Origin of the sequence: Chitinimonas prasina, from assembly GCF_030160395.1 — a bacterium.
GTDB classification, from domain to species: Bacteria; Pseudomonadota; Gammaproteobacteria; order Burkholderiales; family Chitinimonadaceae; genus Chitinimonas; species Chitinimonas prasina.
The window spans coordinates 109,615-126,713 of sequence record NZ_BSOG01000002.1 but is presented as its reverse complement, the minus strand read 5'-3'; the positions used below and the strand labels follow the sequence as shown (position 1 = coordinate 126,713).

Sequence of the window (17,099 nt, the reverse complement as noted above, 5' to 3'; positions counted from 1 at the left end):
ACTACAGAAGTTACAAAGGCCGCCATGGTCACGCAGCTTCGGCCAGGCAATCACGCAACAATACCGGTCGCCGCCAGAGCTTCCAGCGATCGCCACGGCGCAAACTCGCCTGCAAGGTCTGCTGTGCCCCGGGTAGCACCATATCGATGGCGTCCACCTCACCCGCCTGCCAGGCTGCCAGCAGGGGCTGGAACCAATCACGCTCCAGCTGCTGCAAGGCCTCTCGCCAGGCGTGGATATCACCCTGCCGGGCGCTTGCCACGAGCTGATCCAGGCAGATCAGGGTGTGTCCGGTACCGACTGCCTTCCAGCCTGCCGGCAGCACCTGGGAGCCCACGCCGGCAGCCTGCGCCAAACCACATGCCAGCGCATCGTTGCCGATCAGCCTGTCGCAGGGTTTGGCCAGCCCTTGGGGGGCAATGCCCTCACCCCACAACCAGATCGAATTGATGGTGGGTCTGCCCGCCTGCTCGCGAGCATCATTGACGGGCTGGGTATAGAGCAGCATCTGCAGCTCGTTGAGCAAGCGATGCCAGCGCAGTGCCGTAGGGCCTTTGGGTAGGTGCGCATGCACGTCTTGCCCCACCACCCGTGCCAAGGGCGTGGTGGTGAAATCAGGTGCCTCGGGCAGGCGCAAGTACCAGCGGTTTGGTGTGGCTGCCACAAACTGGTAGCCATCGTCGGCATACAGGTTGTTCAGGGCGGACACCAGGGCAACTGCCTCGGCCTGGTTGATGGCCAGCAGGCTGGCATCAAACAGCAAAGCCCTATCACGGTCTGCCCTTAGGTGTACCGGGTCGGCGCGCAGCCAGTGGCCCGCCGCCGCGCCCGGCAGGTCCATTGGCAAGGTCAATGCGGCCGCACCGCAATCCTCGGCCCCAAACTGCTGCCGCAACCAGTCTTCCATGGTAGTGGCAGGCTGTAGCTGCCGGCCGGCCCGACCCAACAGGCTACTCAGGCCAGGCAAAGTCATTTCCACCACAGGGTCAAACCCCGCCTGCCTTGCGAAACGCAGGTCGGGTACCAGCAAAGTCAGTTTCATCAGCTGCTCGAATCGCGCTTTGCGCTGGTTTGGGTGTCGCCGGCGACCGTGGCTAGCCGCTCTACCCGGTAGATCACGCAATCAGCGCCTATCTCCTGCTGGCTGACCACCCGAAAAGCCAGGTCCCCTTCGCGTGTTGCCGGCGCCCCATAGGTCTTGCCGGCAACCAGATCGGCTTTGGCCAGTATCAGCAGATGGCTGTTCTCATTCAGCGGATCGGGCCGCAGGTAGAGGCCCAGCAGGTTGTCCCAGGATTGATGGTCAGACACCATATCCCATTGCGATACATTGGCGCGACGCGTCAGGCGCACCGATTCCGGATCGCGAGCCAATAGCTGCACACCCGCTACCATCTGCCCCTGACCACGTGCAATGGCGCGACGGACGATACCAATGCGCCAATTCACGTCCTTGTCGGTCTTGACCCCCATCAGCATGCCCACCTTGAGCCAGCCGGTATGCTTGTTGAGCTGCAGGCCCACACCGGTGGCGCTGACATCCTCCACCATGGCGCGCTCTATGGTGGTCTCGTTGGTGCGGGTCTTGGTCTCTTGGGTGGCTTGCACCACCATGCGGCGTATAGCGCCGAAGTCGTAGCAGATGGTCAGCGAGCCGCTGATGGCCTTGCGCTCGGCCTGCCGCTTGACTTCGCGGCCGCTCCAGCGATTCTTCAGGTGCTTGATCACCACCAGGGTCTCGGCCACCTCCAGGTACTCGTCCGCATTCATCTTCTGCGGCACCTTACCCTGGCTGGTAATGATGTTTTCCAGCGCCACCAGCTCCATCAGGGTCTTTTCAAGGCCATAGAACAAACCACGGCCCTGCACCAGCGCCTGAGTAGGCATGCGGGTCAGCATGGTGGGCGGGTTGTCATCGCTATTGGCTTGGCCGAACGGCGTCTGGCTCGAGTGCTTGTCGCTGACCTTGATAAAGCTTGCTAACGTATCGGCCACCCTGTCGGCTATCAGCAGTTGCCGCCCCTGCAAGTCTGGCGTCAAGGTACGCGACAGCAACACCAGGTGCGACAGTTGTTTCTGCAGGCGCCCAGCCTCGCCATCGGGTCGGGCTATCTTGGAGGCAAATGTGCCGCCCAGGCTCAGGGCAAACTCCGCCGCCGGGCCGATTTCGTGCCAGGGCAGGCGGTCCATCTTGGGCTCGCGCACAAAACGCACTACGTGGTCGCGGCCTATCCAGTACAGCCAGTTGGCCACCGATGCCTGCACCAGCGGGGCATTGGCCGGCTTGCGCGCCAGCTCGACCATGTCGCGGCGCAAAGCCTCGGTATAGGCCTCGAGTATCACGGCGCAGAAGGGTACGGTGGTCTGCAGCAGCAGATTCAGCCTGGCGTGGTTGGTCTTGGCCTCAAGCATGCCTGCCATGGCACCCTCCAGGATGCTGCGCAGGTCGTTATCGATCGCCCGCATGATGGCCAAGCCATCGCGGCGATGTTCGGCGCGGCGAAGCTCCTGTGCCAGCCAGTCACCTGCCGATTGCATGGCCTGGACAGGTGCCAGCGTAGCCGAGCTCTGCACGGTTGCCAGCGCCTTGTCCAAGCGGGATTCCCGGCCGAATACGAATAGCTTCTTGAAGGTGTCTATCATCTAGCAGCAGTACCCAGTGTTATCCCCGCGGGGGCCATCCAGTATGTCATCCCATCATATCGGCACTGCGGCGCAATAATCCATGGGCGTATCGGTGTTGCCTTCAGGAACCTCAAAAAATCCACGTTCTCGCGCCCACTAGGCAGCCATACGGGATGCCGATGATGGGGTGCGGGCAAGCCGTCCGCCCACCGCACCACTCGCTGTAGCGCAGACACGATCAGCCGTAGGCAGTAGATTTTACCGGCTCCGGCAGCACGCCGTCCTGCTCATGGTTTGGTGCGGCAATGGGAACCGGACATGGCAAGCTCACCCGCCAAAAGCTGGCCGCATTCTACCCCGCCACCGCCAGCCGCACGAAACTAAGGCAATCAGCACCGGCCAGCCCTCCCCTGCACAACTGGCTACCTAGTTAGGACGCACTGGGACGGTTTCTGGTTCACTCCCAGGAACTTCCCGCTTGCAGCGGGATCGACTTGGCTCCGATATGGGCGGGCAGCCCCTGCTGTGGCACACTTCGCCCCTTACTCTCCCTTACAAACGTGGTATCGCGTGAATTCATTTGAATGGCTGATCGGCCTGCGCTACACCCGCGCCAAGCGCCGCAACGGCTTTATCTCATTTATCTCAGCTGCCTCCATGGGCGGGATCGCCCTGGGGGTCATCGCCCTCATCACGGTGCTGTCCGTCATGAATGGTTTCCAGCGCGAAATCCGTGGCCGCATCCTGGAAGTGGCCTCCCATGTGCAGGCCGGCGGTGAAGGTGGCAGACTGGCGCGCTGGCAGGAAGCCGATGCCACGCTGAAACAGCATCCGGACGTCGTCGCCAGCGCACCCTATGTGCAAGGCCAGGGCCTGCTCTGGCACGAGGGTGCCACTCAGGGCGCCATGGTGCGCGGTATCGTTCCCAAGCTGGAAGAACAGGTCGCCGGCCTGGGCAGCCACATGGTGGGTGGCAGTCTGGACGCACTCAAGACGGGCGAGTTCAACGTGGTGCTGGGCCAGGAACTGGCTCGTGCCTTGGGCGTCGGCCTTGGTGACAAGGTCACACTAGCCATCCCGCAGGGCAACATCACCCCAGCGGGCATGATGCCGCGCTTTCGCAGCTTTACCGTGGTCGGCCTATTTCGTATCGATATGTACCAATACGATGCTGGTTTGGCCCTGGTGGACTTGGCTGATGCACAAAAGCTCTACCGGCTGGGTGAGGACATCAGCGGCATACGGCTGAAGATCACCGACCCGCTTGCTGCCCCAATGGTGCGCGAGACCCTGCAAGCCAGCCACCAGTCGCTATGGATCAGCGACTGGACCATGGAAAACAGCAACTACTTCCGCGCGGTACAGATCGAGAAACGCATGATGTCGCTGATACTGACGCTGATCGTCGGTATCGCTGCCTTCAACCTGGTATCCAGCCTGGTCATGACAGTCACAGACAAACAGGCCGACATTGCCATTCTGCGCACCCTGGGTGCATCGCCTGGCAGCATACTCAAGATATTCGTGATCCAGGGTGCCACCATAGGCATAGTCGGTACGCTGGTAGGCGTATTGTGCGGCACGCTGCTGGCCTATAACGTTGGCGCTGTGGTCAGCTTCTTTGAGGGCCTGCTGAACTTCAAGATACTCTCGCCGCAGGTATATCTGATCTCGTCAGTCCCCAGCGAAGTGCTGGTCGGAGACGTCGTGTTTGTCGGTACGGTATCGCTGGTACTGGCCTTCCTGGCAACGCTCTACCCCAGCTGGCGTGCTGCCCGAATCAACCCGGCGGAGGCCTTGCGCTATGAATAGTCCCATATTGCTGGCCCAAGGCCTGGGCAAGACCTATCCCGACCTGGAAGTGCCCGTACTCAACGGCATTGATCTGCAGGTAGAGCGTGGCGAGAAGCTGGCCATTGTAGGGAGCTCCGGCTCGGGCAAGAGTACCTTGTTGCATCTGCTAGGCACGCTGGATACCCCTTCTACAGGCACGCTCAATGTCGATGGGCAAGACCCGTTCAGCCTGGGTGAATCGGCACGCAGTGCCTTGCGCAATCGCTTGCTGGGCTTTGTCTACCAGTTCCACCACCTGCTACCCGAGTTCAGCGCGCTGGAAAATGTCGCCATGCCCCTGCTGATACGACGCATGCCACGCAAGGATGCAGAAGCCAAAGCGGCAACCATGCTGGAACAAGTAGGCCTGGGCCACAGACTCAAACACAAGCCGGGCGAGCTATCGGGTGGGGAGCGCCAGCGTGCCGCCATCGCACGCGCCCTGGTGACCGACCCGCTATGCCTGCTGGCCGATGAGCCCACGGGCAATCTCGACCGGCACACGGCCAACACCGTGTATGAATTGATGCTTAGCCTCAACGACAGGCTGGGCACGGCCCTTGTCATCGTCACCCATGACATGGAATTGGCTGCCCGCACCGGCCGGGTACTTACCTTGAACGACGGCAAACTAGCCAGGGCCGATGCCGCCTCCGACAGATCACGCCTGCTCAAGACCACCTGACCCTGCCATGCACAAGCTCATTATCCAAGCCCCGGAAATCGCCACCCAGAACCTCAAGCGACTGGCACAGCTGGCTGGCGCCGATCAGATCAGCGCGGTCCGTCCTGGCGCCCTAGGTCATCAGGCTTTCAAACTCGCTCGCGCCGACATCGCCAGCAAGGACAACGTGGCAGCCTTCTGTGCCGAGGCCGGTTACGACCATGCCTTCATACCGGCCTCGGCCCGCCTGGCGGATATCGGCCTGGTGGTCATGGACATGGATTCGACCCTGATCACCATCGAGTGCATAGACGAGATTGCCGACATGCAGGGCATCAAGCCCCAGGTTGCGGCCATTACCGAACGATCCATGCGTGGAGAACTGGATTTTCGGCAAAGCCTGACCGAGCGTGTAGCCCTGCTGGCTGGCCTGCCCCAGACAGCACTGGATGCGGTTTACGAGCAGCGCCTGCAGTTGATGCCTGGTGCAGAGACCATGTTGCGGGCGGTGCAGGCCGCAGGCGGCAAGACGCTGCTGATATCCGGCGGTTTTACCTTCTTTACCGACAAGCTCAAGCCCAGGCTGAACCTGACGCGCACCATCGCCAACGTGCTGGAAGTAGACGATGGCAAGCTGACCGGGCGTATCGTTGGCGACATCATCGATGCCCAATCCAAGGCTGATGAACTGATCAGGATGCGTGAGGAAATGGGCTTGCGACCCGATCAGGTTGTGGCCATGGGCGATGGCGCCAATGATCTGAAAATGCTGGCCGTGGCGGGCTATGGCATCGCCTGCCACGCCAAGCCCCTCGTAAAAGCCCAGGCCGCATACGCGCTCGACCATACCGGACTGGATGGCATGCTGGCCTATTTCGACTGAGCACCGGACATGAACCCCAGCCATTGATGGGCGGTGACGCCTGAGTGGGCACCAGGGTGCCCCCTGGCGCTAAACATCAGCAGCCCGAAGCTGTAGGCTCTCCCCTGATTGATTCGCCCTCACCGCTGCAACGGAAGCTCAGGTTGCACGGTGTGCGGGGGGCGCCTTGCTGGCGCTCGCCAGCATCTCAATGCGCATCATGCTGCATCGCAATATGCACAGAGACAGCCACCAGATCCGGCTGCTTTTCAATTCCCAGCCAAAACCCCTGCAAGCCAAGGCCTAGAGCATTTATTCCGATTCTTTCAGGCGTAATGGGATTATTGCTCAGCTTGCGTTTTGTTGTTGCACTGCAGCAAACTACACGCCATCATGACTTTGCGTTCACGAGACGTACATTGCTTGAAAGGAGCGTTGTCATGATACCCACTCCCGCCCTGTTCCAATCGCTGGTGCATCAGTTGGAAGCGCTGTTCCGCGATACCGATGCACCGACGGTCAGCCTACGTGCCGAACGGCATGCCGAAGTCACCCATGATGCTGGCATTAGCTTGCCCCAATACCATCAGTTGCAGCCCGGCTCGCCAGTCTATCTCCCGGCCAAGTATCACTGAGCCAGGAAATCTGCCACGCGCTGTGCCACCAGTGCCGGTGCGTCATGATGCAGGTTGTGGCCACAGCCTGGCAACACCTGGTATTGCAGGCGAGCTATGCAGGCTCGCCGCAGCGCAAACTGCTCAGGTGTCTCCCCCAGCCACGAGAGCAGCTTGGCTTCGTCGCCGGCCAACCACAAAGTGTCGGCGCTCACCTCGCGCCAGCAGGCCATGGCCTCCTCCAGCCGGTACAGCACCGGGTTGACCCAGCGATGCCTGGGATCGGCCCGATAGCGCCAACCCTCATCGCTCCTGGCCGTGAGTGCCGCCGCAAGCCAGGCAGCCTGATCGCCATCCAGCTTGGCATGGGTCTTCTGCAGGCGCGCAGCCATCTCTTCCATGCCAGCTAGGCTACGCCAGCTCGCTCCCGCTGCCTGCTCATTCAGCCAGCGCCGATAACGTGCTGGCGCCTGCTCAGGCTGGGTAGCTGGCAGGCCAAATCCTTCCAGCGATATCAGCTTGCCTACCCGCTCTGGCCGTATGCCCGCGTACAACCCTGCCACAATGCCGCCCATGCTGTGTCCCAGCAGGGCAACTGGCCCTGTTGGCGCCAGCCATCCCAGCAAGGTATCCAGATCGGCCAGGTAGTCCGGAAAGTAATATCCCTCGCTGGCCCAGCTGCTTAGCCCGAACCCTCGCCAATCTGGTGCAATCACATCGTAGTTGCGCAGGATAGCGGGTGCCGCGTCCAGCATGAACTGAAAAGTCTCTGCACTATCCATCCAGCCGTGCAGCAATAGCAAAGGCTGCGCACCGGCTTGCCCCCAGCGCAGCAAGCGATAGTCCACGTCTCGCAGACGCTGATACTGCTGCCGGGCAGGATACAAAGGCTGGTACATGAATCCGTCTCCAGTCAGGTCGTAAAAGCCCGCTCAAAGGACGCGCCCACAAGCCACGGCTAATCAGCGAGCACGACCATACTGCGATGAAAGTGTGGTTTCGGGAAGCACCCGCAAAAAAATGCCCGCCATAAGGCGGGCAGTAGGCGGAGGGTCTGCTGGTTCAAGCTGCTTGCTGGGTCTGCAGCATGTCGATCATGTCGCTGACAGCACGCTCCACCGATGGGCCGCTCTCGATCAGGCTGGCATCGCCGCGCTTGAACAAGGCTATTAACTCCATCAGTGTGAACTCCAGACCGTTCTCGCCCTGGCGGTTGGTAAACAAGTAGCGGCTCTTGCGCGGGCTTACCCAGGCCAGCTTGGCGCGGCTGAGACTACCGTCATCCTGACGGAACTCAACCCAGGCGCCACGCTTGAGCTGGTTGGCCACTACGTCATCGTAATCACGGTATTTATCCAGCCCGCTATCCCAGTTCGCATCGGTAATCTGGAAGCCGCCATCAGCCGGGCCGATATCCAGTACGGGCAGATCGGCCAGATCACTCAGGTTGACGGCAACTGCAGGCGCCGGTGCTGCGATCTCCAGCGGGGCCAACACTGGTGCTGGCGCAGGGGCAACACCTGCTACGTCTGGCACAGGCATAGGCACGGGCTCAGCCTGCTTGAGACCAGATTTGATGGCATGAGCGTGGCAATGCACCAGTTCGGCAAAGAATGCCTCACGCTTGGCACGGTCCACACCGGCTTCTTCCGTGGCGCGCTCCAGACGCTTGAGCAGCTTGGGCAGCAGGTTCACGAGGCGCAAACGCTCTTCGACGCCGATCTTCGGCTGTATGCTCCAGATCAGGTCTTCCATGGCCTTGATGGCATCAGGCCAGGCTTCGGGCTGAGTATCGTTGTTTAGCGCAGCATAGCGCAGCACCTCACGCCATTGCTGGTCTGCGAAATTACGCAGCAGCTCTGGCATGTCGGCGGAACTTGCCAGCAGCTGGCTGATGGCCACCTCTGCCTGCTTGCCGGCCAGTTCGGCCTTTTCAGCCGCTATCAGTTGCGCGGTGGCCGCCTCGGCGCTGGATTCTGCCAGCACTTCTTCCTCGGCCAGAAATCCTTCCAGCTCGGTCAGCGCCTCATCAAACAGCGAGATGTTCTCGTCGAACTCCTGCACGATGCGCTCGACGATATCGGACAACTTCTTGTACAGCCGGTCATCTAGACCGTCGCTCTCTTCCCAGCCCAAGGCGGCTTGCGCCAAGGCATCCAGCAGCTTGCGGGTAGGATGCTGCTTGCGGGCAAAGAATTTGGTGTCCAGCATGGCCACCTTGAGTACCGGTATCTGCAGTCGGCCAATCAGCGCCTTCATCGGCGCGGGGATATTGCGGTCATCAAACAGGTTGTCGAACAGCATGGCCACAATATCGATGGTCATGGCGTCGACATGCCCCAGCGAGGAAGCCAGGCTGGTAGTCTTGATCTGGTGCAGCACATTGGCCGTACCGGCAGTCAGGGCCTGGGCATCCAGGTCACCGGTATCTGCCAGGGTGCCATCTACCCGGCCTTGCTGCAGCAGGTTCAACGCATCCAGAAAGCTCTGGCCCACACTGCTCATGAACATGGGTGCAGGCGGCAGCATCTGCTGCTCTGGCATACCAGCTGCCGGCAGAGCCATGCCCATGGCCGGCGCAGCCACCTGGGGCAAGCCCTGCATGGCCTGATTGAAGGCAAGCAGCTGCTGCAGCGAGGAAATCAGCTCATGCTCGTTGCCAACCGCGTAGGCCGGCAGGTCCATGCCGCCCGCAGCCTGTGCCGGGGCAAAGCCACCCGTACCAAAACCCATCTGCGAGGCATAGCCGCCCATACCGGCATCGCCCTGCATCATGCCTGCATCCATGCCGTGGCCGCCCTGCTCTACCTGCGTAGCTGGGCGGCGCGGTGCGCCACCGGCGCGGCGACGGAAGCCTGCCTTGGGCAGGACGGGCAGGATATTACGGTCTACCAGGAAGCGATTCAGGTTCTGGTAGACATTCGGTACATTCTCGGCCGCCATCTGCTCGAACTGTTTGAGCACCAGCAGGCGTACATTGAGGTCGGATTCGATTTTCATGCAGGCGCTGCGGAATGCATCCACCACCGCCTGCGGACTCATGGGGTGATCGTCGCGGCTGGCCTCGGGCAGCTGCATGAGGTGACCCATGCGGAAATTCAGGGCATTGAGCTCATCGCCCAGCTTGGACTTGAGCTTGCTGGCGATATTGGTAGCAGCCAGATCCTCTTCGTAGTCGTCGTGACCAACCAGCGAGAGTTCCAGGTTGTCGAAGTCGACCTTGTCGAAGCTGGCGTTCTCCTGCTTGCCGGTCAGCGTGCGATTGAAGCCTTCGACAAAACGCCGGCGAAACTCCGCCTCAATCTCGGAACGCTTGGATTGAGCCTGCCCGCGCGCTTCCATGTAGAGGTTGTAGCTATCGCGATCCAGCGCCTTGTCGGCCAGCTCGAACAGCGACTCCTCGATCTTGTCGAGCATGGTGGTCAGCGACTTCGACAGCAGATCGGCTGCGAGATCGCGACAGGAGTTCAGCATGCTTAGAGATTCTGGCTTAGGTGTCATTGTGCTCGGGCGCGTCGCACCGGCGGGACGACCATCGGTCGTACCCTGCTTGGTTTCGGGTGAAAAATACAATCCGGCCGCACTCATCGCTTGTCCCCATGCGCATGGGCGGTGCCTATCCATGGTAGCACCGCCAAATTTTTACACATGCTGTCTCAGCCAACCACCAAAACACCCACGCTTTATGCGATAAGCATTTCATTGGAATATAAGTGCATGTTAATTTTCAAGCCAGAGCGCGTCAACCTAAGTAGAAAAAACCTCAAGTGTTAATCGTAACTCATTGATTAAACTTGAATTCAACAACACGCCCTTGGCGATGCCACAGGCATTCTAAACCAAGATTGCCCTGTGGATAACAGGAAATCATTATTTTCCCAACCAAGCCAGCACCTGTGGGTAGACCTCCTGCTCAGCCTGGGGGTGAGTCAGCATGTCAATATGACCATAATCACGGGTCATACCAGCGGTGCGTGCCAGCACGCCAAAAGCATGTTCATGCGGCCCGGATTCGGCAGCAAAACGCCGCACATCACGCTCATGTCCGCGTACCGGGTCATTCCCGCCTATCAGGTAAAGGGTAGGTGGCAATCCGCCTTTGGCTAAGGCAGCCGCATAGTCAAAACCGTCGTCGCTATCGCGCCAGACACCCGCTGCAACCCACTCAGCACTTTGCCGCAGACTTTTGCGGGTCTCATCGTCCGACCCCATGCCCAGGCGCGCTGCAGGCAGGTAGCCTTGCCACCAGGCCAGCAAGCGCCCTGCCCGCTTCCAGAAGAACTCGATTTCATAACAACGATGCCAGTTCCACACCCGTATGCTGCGCTTGCTGCCCAGATAGACACTGGCTTTTATCCTGGCAGACCAGGCTGGCTGTCTGGCCAGAAACGCCGACAGCAACACCCCACCCCAGGAGTGCGCCACCAACGCGATCTCCACCGAATCACCGCGCCGGCGCACGATTTCCTCTAGCGCCAGCGGGATATCTTCACAGATGCTCTCGGTTTGACCATAGGCATGACCGTGGCCAATCTTGGGCGTGGACAAGCCACGGCCACGCAGATCCAGCACATAGACATCGTAACCACGCGCCGCCAGCCAGGGGCCAAGGCCCTTGCCACGATCACTGTAAAAAGTACGGGCATTGGCAACGGCACCATGCACCATCAGCACAGCAGGCCCAGCCCCCGGAGCGTGGATATGGCGCAGGTGCAACTGCGCCCCATCGGGCGTGGCAACAAACAATGAATCCTGCTGTGGGGTAACGGCTAGGTGAGAGGCAGTCATGAATCAATTCTAACGAGCGCTTGATTCGTTCATGCTACGCAGCCCCCAGGTGGAACTCAAGCGCCGGGCATTGCCCGAAACGGTGCCCGCTCATCCAACTCACCGAGATAATGTTGCACGCCCTGCCCCTCACGCAGCAGAAAACGCTCCACGGCCGTGGCTAGGCCCGGCTGCGCCAGCCAATGCCAGGATCGGGTCTCCACCGCCTCGAAACCGCGCGCCAGTTTGTGCTCACCCTGGGCGCCCCCTTCGAATACCGCCAGGCCCCGCTCGATGGCGAACTCGATCCCCTGGTGGTAGCAAAGCTCAAAATGGAGACTGGGCACGAAGCATGTCGCCCCCCAATAGCGGCCAAACAGGCGCTGCTCATCGAACAAATTGAGCGCCGCCGCGATGGGCTGGCCATGCTGGTAGGCCAATACCAGCAAACAGTGCTGGCCCATGACGCCGCCCAAACGCTCAAAGAAGTCTAGATTCAGGTATGGCGTAGAGCGATGCTCTAGGTAGGTCTGTTGATAGCAGCGTGCAAAAAAGGCCCAATCGGCCGGCGTGATATCACCGGCTGTCTTCCGTATGACCGTGATGCCGGCATCCAGCACCTTGCGCCGCTCCTGCCGCAACTTCTTGCGCTTATCGCGCGTCAATGCAGCCAGGAAGTCCTCGTAATCGCCATAGCCCCGATTCAGCCAATGGAACTGCAAGCCTCTGCGGCACAGCAAGCCTGCTTCCGCCAGGCTGGCTTCCTCTGCCTCGGCCGGAAACAGGCAGTGCACGCCAGAAAAGCCAGCCTGCCCCGCCATAGCCAACACCCCTTGCAGCAACAGGCCTCGGCTCTGCTCGTCTCGCGCCATCACTCGCTTGCCGGGTACGGGTGTAAAAGGGACGGCCGACAGCAGCTTGGGATAGTAAGGCAGTCCTGCGCGCTCGCTGGCATCCGCCCAGGCCCAGTCAAACACATACTCGCCCCAGGAATGGGTCTTGGCATAGAGTGGCATGGCCGCCTGCAGGCCGTGTCCATCCTCCAGCACAGCGTGCAAAGGCTGCCAGCCGGTTTGCCCGCCTACGCAGCCGGTATCTTCCAGTGCCGCCAGAAAGGCGTGCTGCAGAAAAGGCTGCATACCGGCCAGCGCATTCCACGAGGCTGCCGGTATGGCATGCATCCCTTCCAGCAGGCGTAGTTGCATGGCGTCCGGCTATCAGGCCAGCACAGCGGGCAGTTGCGGCGCCAATGCTTGGCGTTCTGAGGTCGCTGCACCCATCAAGGCAAAGCCCAGCAACTGATCCTGCTCTCCCTTGAACAGCGCCTTGACGCCAGTCTCGCTGCGTTCCACCTGCCAGGCACCCACGCTACCCATGGCAGGCGGCGCCACCACGGTTGGGCACACGGGCGTCTTCACCACCACCGGCATGGCTGGGTACACCACCGGAGTCGGTGTTCCTGCCAGTGTCGGCGCCAGCGCTCGGGCAGCCTGCATGATAGGCAGCACAAAGGGCAGCACCTGGCCATCCACCTCAGCGCAGTCGCCCAGCGCGTAGATATCCGGGTCGCTGGTCTGCAGCAATCGATTCACCACGATGCCGCGATTTACTGCCAGCCCTGCAGCACTGGCCAGTTGCAGGCGTGGCCGCAGGCCGATGGCCGAGAGCACCAGCTCGGCCTCCAGCACCTTGCCATTCGCTAGGCTCACACGGTAGGCCCCGGCTTCCCCCTCTACTGCCTGCACACTGGTACCCAGGTGAAAGCGCACCCCCAGGCCAGCCAGCTTGTCGTGCAGGTATTGCCCCGCCGTCTCAGGCAGCAAGCGTGATAAGGGCCAGTTGGCCAAGTCCACCACATCGACCTGCCTACCGCTGGCTGCCAGGTCATTGGCAAACTCACATCCAATCAGGCCCGCCCCCAGCAGGACAATACGCTGCTTGCCTTCCAGCAACTCACGGAAATGGGCGTACTCAGCCAGGTCATTGACACTGACCACTGCCGCTGCGGCATCGCCCGCCAGGCCGGGCAGCAATTGATCAGCCCCCAGCGCCAGTACCAGCTTGCTGTATGGCAGCTCGCCCGCAGCGGTGTGCAATACTTTGGCGGTACGGTCTATGGCGGTTACCCGGGTGTGGTTCAACACCTCGGCCTTGAGTTCCTCCACCATCTTGGCCACCGGTTTCATGGCCAGTTGAGCCGCTGTCTTGTTGGCGGTCAGCGCATTCGACAGCATGGGCTTGGAGTAAAAATCGCCCGCATCTGCTGTCACGACGCGCAAGGGCGCATCAGGCAGGAGTTTGCGCAGTTCGCGCGCCAGGTTGTAACCAGCCAGGCCAGAGCCGACCAAGGTAATCGGGGCAGTCATGCATGCTCCACAACAAAAGGTAAAAACTAAGACAAAGAGCCGCTAACAAAACCCTTCTGGCGTTGTTGTGCGAGCTTGCCGTACCAACGTACTGTCTGCTGAGCGCGCCAGCGCTCACACGCCTAGCCAGAACCGCTACGCTGGGTTTTGTTAGCCGCTCTAATTTGCCCGACCGGGATGGCAGCCACCAAGGCTAGCCATACCGAACCGGGCCGCACGGATCAGCGATGCGTAAGCCGCAATCAAGCGATCTGCACCATCTCGAAATCAGCCTTGGCCACGCCGCAGTCAGGGCAGGACCAGTCTTCCGGAATCGCATCCCACGCGGTACCAGCGGCAATGCCATCTTCAGGCAAGCCTACCGATTCGTCGTAGATGAAACCACAAACAATACATTGAAATTGACGCATGACGATGCTCCTATTTTTAGCTTTATCCGCGATCCGCCCAATCAGGCGGACAGACTCGCGAGAACCGCACGGTAATGGTTGGCGTGGCGCTCTTCAACCTTGGCGAGTGCGGCAAATCGTTTGGCGGCTTTTTCCAGGGTCTGCTTGAAGCGCTCGGCATGCTCTTTCGACTCGGCGATCTGCTCGTCGATTTCGCGTACGGCCGCGTCATTGCCTTCTTTCACGGCCTCGTGGCGGAAAGTCGGATACATCTCGGTGTATTCGTACGTCTCGCCATCAATGGCGTACTGCAAAGCCTTGGCAGGCGTCATGGTGTCTTTTGGAAACAACAGGTCCAAATGGCCGAAGGCGTGCATCACCTCCTGTTCGGCGGTTTCCTCGAAAGCCTTGGCGGTTTCCAGGTCACCAGCCTCGCGGGCCAGCTTGGCAAAATAGCGGTACTTGATGTGGGCCATCGACTCGCCAGCAAAGGCCGACTCGAGATTCTTTATGGTGGCGGACGGGGTATTGGCAGCCATGACACTTCTCCTTACATGCTCGGTTGCGATCGGATGAGCGTATGGTAGAGAGAAGCTATCAATAATAGAAATTGAATATCAAAAAGCAATCAATAGCTATTTGCTATTATCAAAAGAATGGCAATTGGGGCTTACTCGATGGGTGAGTCGGGCAGCATGGTGACGCCCGCCATGGCACTACCCAGTATGGCTTGGCGTACCGCCTCTATGGCCTCACGCCGGGGGAAATTGCGCCGCCAGGCCAGCACCACCCTGCGTATGGGTGGATGACCCTTGAACGGGCGGATGGTCAGCAACTGCTCGTCGGCTGCTGTAATGGAAGTAACCGGCAGTACCGTCACCCCGATACCACCCGCCACCATATGGCGTATGGTCGTCAGCGACGATCCCTGCAAGGTGCGCTGCAGGCTGCTACCCGCATGTACCGCTTCCCGATTAAGCTCAGGGCAGGTCTGCAACACCTGATCTCGGAAGCAGTTGCCAGGCGAGAGCAGCAAGACGTTCTCTTCTTCCAGCTGGGCCGAATCCACCGACTTGAGCTTTTCCCATGGGTGGCCCTTGGGAGTGGCCACCACAAAGGGCTCGTCATACACGGCTTGCGTGGCGATACCGCTTTCACGGAAAGGCTCAGACAGAATGGCCACATCGATATCGCCCTGCTTGAGCATCTCGGCCAGGCGTGCGGTGTAGTTCTCTTCCAGCAGCAACTGCATCTGCGGTGCAGCCAGGCGCAAGCGGGGTATCAGAAATGGCAACAGATAGGGGCTGATGGTGTAGATGGCACCCAGGCGCAAGGGGCCTGACAAGGGATCCTTGCCCTGCTCCGCCAACTGCTTGATGGTCTGCACCTGCTCCAGCACCCGCTGCGCTTCCGACACAATGCGCTCGCCTATAGGTGTCACCGAGACATCACCGGCCGAGCGCTCAAACAAAGTCACCCCGAGTTCGTCCTCCAGCTTCTTGACCGCCACACTGAGCGTGGGCTGGCTGACAAAGCAGGCACCCGCAGCCCGGCCAAAATGGCGTTCACGGGCGACAGCGACAATGTACTTCAGTTCGGTGAGCGTCATGGGTGCCGGTCAAGTGTTAGTACGTGGGTGCAACATTAGTGAAATCTTACACTTGCTGCGCCCACAAGTCATATTCGTCGGCATCAGTCACTTCCACTTCCAGGAAGTCACCAACGCGGACACCCTCTGTCTCTTCAATGTAGACCAGACCATCGATTTCCGGGGCATCGGCGTAACTACGAGCTACCACACCCTGCTCATCTATCTCATCCACCAGAACGGTGAGTTTGCGGCCTATCTTGGCCTGCAGCTTTGCGGCACTGATGGCGGCCTGCTTTTCCATAAAGCGTGCCTTGCGCTCTTCCGCCACCTCGGGGTCGACATGATTGGGCAAATCATTGGCCGTTGCCCCATCAACCGCCGAATAGGTAAAGCAGCCCACCCGATCCAGCTGGGCTTCATCCAGGAAATCCAGCAGCATCTGGAAATCCGCCTCAGTCTCGCCAGGGAATCCCGTGATAAAGGTCGAACGGATGGCGATATCAGGACAGACCTCACGCCAACGAGCCAGGCGCTTCAGCACATTCTCGGCATTGGCTGGCCTTTTCATGGCCTTGAGCACGGTGGGGCTGGCATGCTGGAACGGGATATCCAGATATGGCAGCACCTTGCCAGCCGCCATCAGCTCGATTACTTCATCCACATGCGGATAAGGGTAGACATAGTGCAGGCGTACCCAGGCACCCATATCACCCAACTCACGCACCAACTCGGTCATGCGTGTCTTGACCGGGCGGCCGTTGTGGAAGCCGGTCTTGTACTTCACATCCACCCCATAGGCCGAGGTGTCCTGTGAAATCACCAGCAGCTCCTTCACCCCCGCCTTCACCAGGTTCTCCGCCTCTTTCAGTACCTCGTGAATGGGCCGCGAGTCCAGATCGCCACGCATGGATGGGATGATGCAGAAAGAACAACGGTGATTACAGCCTTCCGATATCTTCAGATAGGCATAATGCTTGGGCGTGAGCTTCACCCCTTGCGGCGGCACCAGGTCGATGAATGGGTCATGTGGCTTGGGCAGATGCTCGTGCACCGCTGCCATCACCTCCTGGGTCGCATGCGGGCCTGTTACCGCCAGCACAGAGGGATGCACATCACGTATCTGATTGCCGCCATCCTTGGCGCCCAGGCAGCCGGTCACGATAACCTTGCCGCTCTCGTTCAGAGCCTCGCCGATGGCATCCAGTGACTCGGCCACCGCACTATCAATAAAGCCACAGGTATTGACCACGACCAAATCAGCATCCTGATAGCTGGGCGAAATGGTGTAACCCTCAGCACGAAGCTGGGTCAAAATCTGCTCAGAGTCGACCAACGCCTTAGGGCAACCGAGTGAAACGAAACCGACTTTTGGGGCGTGCATAGCAATT

Annotated in this window: 15 protein-coding genes; 4 read left to right on the top strand and 11 right to left on the bottom strand. The window is 60.1% G+C overall.

Annotation, left to right across the window (positions count from 1 at the left end; genetic code table 11):
• Nucleotides 1–28 precede the first annotated feature (28 nt).
• Nucleotides 29–1,042 (bottom strand): hypothetical protein, encoded by a 1,014-nt coding sequence (locus QQK16_RS07860; RefSeq protein WP_284195898.1) that lies wholly within the window; start codon nt 1,040–1,042, stop codon nt 29–31.
• Complete coding sequence (locus QQK16_RS07855; RefSeq protein ID WP_284195897.1) at nt 1,042–2,643, bottom strand: hypothetical protein; 1,602 nt, start codon at nt 2,641–2,643, stop codon at nt 1,042–1,044. The genes QQK16_RS07860 and QQK16_RS07855 overlap by 1 nt, the downstream gene beginning before the upstream one ends.
• 552 nt (nt 2,644–3,195) lie before the next feature.
• Between QQK16_RS07855 and QQK16_RS07850 the strand changes: the two genes are divergently transcribed.
• The 4 genes from QQK16_RS07850 (at nt 3,196) to QQK16_RS07835 (ending at nt 6,619) form a co-directional block, all read left to right on the top strand.
• Nucleotides 3,196–4,437 (top strand): lipoprotein-releasing ABC transporter permease subunit, encoded by a 1,242-nt coding sequence (locus QQK16_RS07850; protein WP_284195896.1) that lies wholly within the window; start codon nt 3,196–3,198, stop codon nt 4,435–4,437.
• Complete coding sequence (gene lolD, locus QQK16_RS07845; RefSeq protein ID WP_284195895.1) at nt 4,430–5,143, top strand: lipoprotein-releasing ABC transporter ATP-binding protein LolD; 714 nt, start codon at nt 4,430–4,432, stop codon at nt 5,141–5,143. Before QQK16_RS07850 ends, lolD begins: the two co-directional genes overlap by 8 nt.
• A 7-nt stretch (nt 5,144–5,150) precedes the next feature.
• On the top strand, nt 5,151–6,005 hold the full coding sequence (gene serB / locus QQK16_RS07840) for a phosphoserine phosphatase SerB (protein ID WP_284195894.1): 855 nt from the start codon (nt 5,151–5,153) through the stop codon (nt 6,003–6,005).
• Nucleotides 6,006–6,424: 419 nt separating this feature from the next.
• Nucleotides 6,425–6,619 (top strand): hypothetical protein, encoded by a 195-nt coding sequence (locus tag QQK16_RS07835; protein WP_284195893.1) that lies wholly within the window; start codon nt 6,425–6,427, stop codon nt 6,617–6,619.
• On the opposite strand, the gene QQK16_RS07830 is transcribed toward QQK16_RS07835, so the two are convergent.
• The 9 genes from QQK16_RS07830 to rimO all read right to left on the bottom strand — a co-directional run bounded on the left by QQK16_RS07830 (nt 6,613) and on the right by rimO (nt 17,092).
• On the bottom strand, nt 6,613–7,497 hold the full coding sequence (locus QQK16_RS07830) for an alpha/beta fold hydrolase (RefSeq protein ID WP_284195892.1): 885 nt from the start codon (nt 7,495–7,497) through the stop codon (nt 6,613–6,615). The two genes, QQK16_RS07835 and QQK16_RS07830, sit on opposite strands and share 7 nt — an antisense overlap.
• Before the next feature lie 163 nt (nt 7,498–7,660).
• Nucleotides 7,661–10,072 carry a DUF1631 domain-containing protein gene (locus QQK16_RS07825; RefSeq protein WP_284195891.1) on the bottom strand — a complete coding sequence of 804 codons (2,412 nt, stop codon included), beginning with the start codon at nt 10,070–10,072 and terminating at the stop codon, nt 7,661–7,663.
• Nucleotides 10,073–10,468: 396 nt separating this feature from the next.
• Nucleotides 10,469–11,386, bottom strand: coding sequence for an alpha/beta fold hydrolase (locus tag QQK16_RS07820; RefSeq protein ID WP_284195890.1), 918 nt, complete (start codon nt 11,384–11,386; stop codon nt 10,469–10,471).
• Between the two features lie 56 nt (nt 11,387–11,442).
• Nucleotides 11,443–12,570: a GNAT family N-acetyltransferase gene (locus tag QQK16_RS07815; protein ID WP_284195889.1), complete on the bottom strand. Its 1,128-nt coding sequence runs from the start codon at nt 12,568–12,570 to the stop codon at nt 11,443–11,445.
• A gap of 12 nt (nt 12,571–12,582) precedes the next feature.
• Complete coding sequence (locus tag QQK16_RS07810) at nt 12,583–13,731, bottom strand: NAD(P)/FAD-dependent oxidoreductase (RefSeq protein ID WP_284195888.1); 1,149 nt, start codon at nt 13,729–13,731, stop codon at nt 12,583–12,585.
• 242 nt (nt 13,732–13,973) lie between these two features.
• On the bottom strand, nt 13,974–14,141 hold the full coding sequence (locus QQK16_RS07805; RefSeq protein WP_284195887.1) for a rubredoxin: 168 nt from the start codon (nt 14,139–14,141) through the stop codon (nt 13,974–13,976).
• A 41-nt stretch (nt 14,142–14,182) separates the two neighbouring features.
• On the bottom strand, nt 14,183–14,659 hold the full coding sequence (locus tag QQK16_RS07800; protein WP_284195886.1) for a rubrerythrin family protein: 477 nt from the start codon (nt 14,657–14,659) through the stop codon (nt 14,183–14,185).
• Between the two features lie 131 nt (nt 14,660–14,790).
• Nucleotides 14,791–15,729 (bottom strand): hydrogen peroxide-inducible genes activator, encoded by a 939-nt coding sequence (locus QQK16_RS07795; RefSeq protein ID WP_284195885.1) that lies wholly within the window; start codon nt 15,727–15,729, stop codon nt 14,791–14,793.
• A 46-nt stretch (nt 15,730–15,775) separates the two neighbouring features.
• The gene (rimO, locus tag QQK16_RS07790) at nt 15,776–17,092 is read right to left on the bottom strand and encodes a 30S ribosomal protein S12 methylthiotransferase RimO (protein WP_284195884.1); all 1,317 of its coding nucleotides are present in this window, start codon (nt 17,090–17,092) and stop codon (nt 15,776–15,778) included.
• Between the last annotated feature and the right edge of the window lie 7 nt (nt 17,093–17,099).

What these genes read in the sequence shown, in the direction of transcription:
- QQK16_RS07860 (WP_284195898.1), bottom strand. Translation starts at nt 1,042, where the DNA reads ATGAAACTGACTTTGCTGGTACCCGACCTGCGTTTCGCAAGGCAGGCG.
- QQK16_RS07855 (WP_284195897.1), bottom strand. Translation starts at nt 2,643, where the DNA reads ATGATAGACACCTTCAAGAAGCTATTCGTATTCGGCCGGGAATCCCGC.
- lolD (WP_284195895.1), top strand. Translation starts at nt 4,430, where the DNA reads ATGAATAGTCCCATATTGCTGGCCCAAGGCCTGGGCAAGACCTATCCC.
- serB (WP_284195894.1), top strand. Translation starts at nt 5,151, where the DNA reads ATGCACAAGCTCATTATCCAAGCCCCGGAAATCGCCACCCAGAACCTC.
- QQK16_RS07835 (WP_284195893.1), top strand. Translation starts at nt 6,425, where the DNA reads ATGATACCCACTCCCGCCCTGTTCCAATCGCTGGTGCATCAGTTGGAA.
- QQK16_RS07830 (WP_284195892.1), bottom strand. Translation starts at nt 7,497, where the DNA reads ATGTACCAGCCTTTGTATCCTGCCCGGCAGCAGTATCAGCGTCTGCGA.
- QQK16_RS07825 (WP_284195891.1), bottom strand. Translation starts at nt 10,072, where the DNA reads ATGCTGAACTCCTGTCGCGATCTCGCAGCCGATCTGCTGTCGAAGTCG.
- QQK16_RS07820 (WP_284195890.1), bottom strand. Translation starts at nt 11,386, where the DNA reads ATGACTGCCTCTCACCTAGCCGTTACCCCACAGCAGGATTCATTGTTT.
- QQK16_RS07815 (WP_284195889.1), bottom strand. Translation starts at nt 12,570, where the DNA reads ATGCAACTACGCCTGCTGGAAGGGATGCATGCCATACCGGCAGCCTCG.
- QQK16_RS07810 (WP_284195888.1), bottom strand. Translation starts at nt 13,731, where the DNA reads ATGACTGCCCCGATTACCTTGGTCGGCTCTGGCCTGGCTGGTTACAAC.
- QQK16_RS07805 (WP_284195887.1), bottom strand. Translation starts at nt 14,141, where the DNA reads ATGCGTCAATTTCAATGTATTGTTTGTGGTTTCATCTACGACGAATCG.
- QQK16_RS07800 (WP_284195886.1), bottom strand. Translation starts at nt 14,659, where the DNA reads ATGGCTGCCAATACCCCGTCCGCCACCATAAAGAATCTCGAGTCGGCC.
- QQK16_RS07795 (WP_284195885.1), bottom strand. Translation starts at nt 15,729, where the DNA reads ATGACGCTCACCGAACTGAAGTACATTGTCGCTGTCGCCCGTGAACGC.
- rimO (WP_284195884.1), bottom strand. Translation starts at nt 17,092, where the DNA reads ATGCACGCCCCAAAAGTCGGTTTCGTTTCACTCGGTTGCCCTAAGGCG.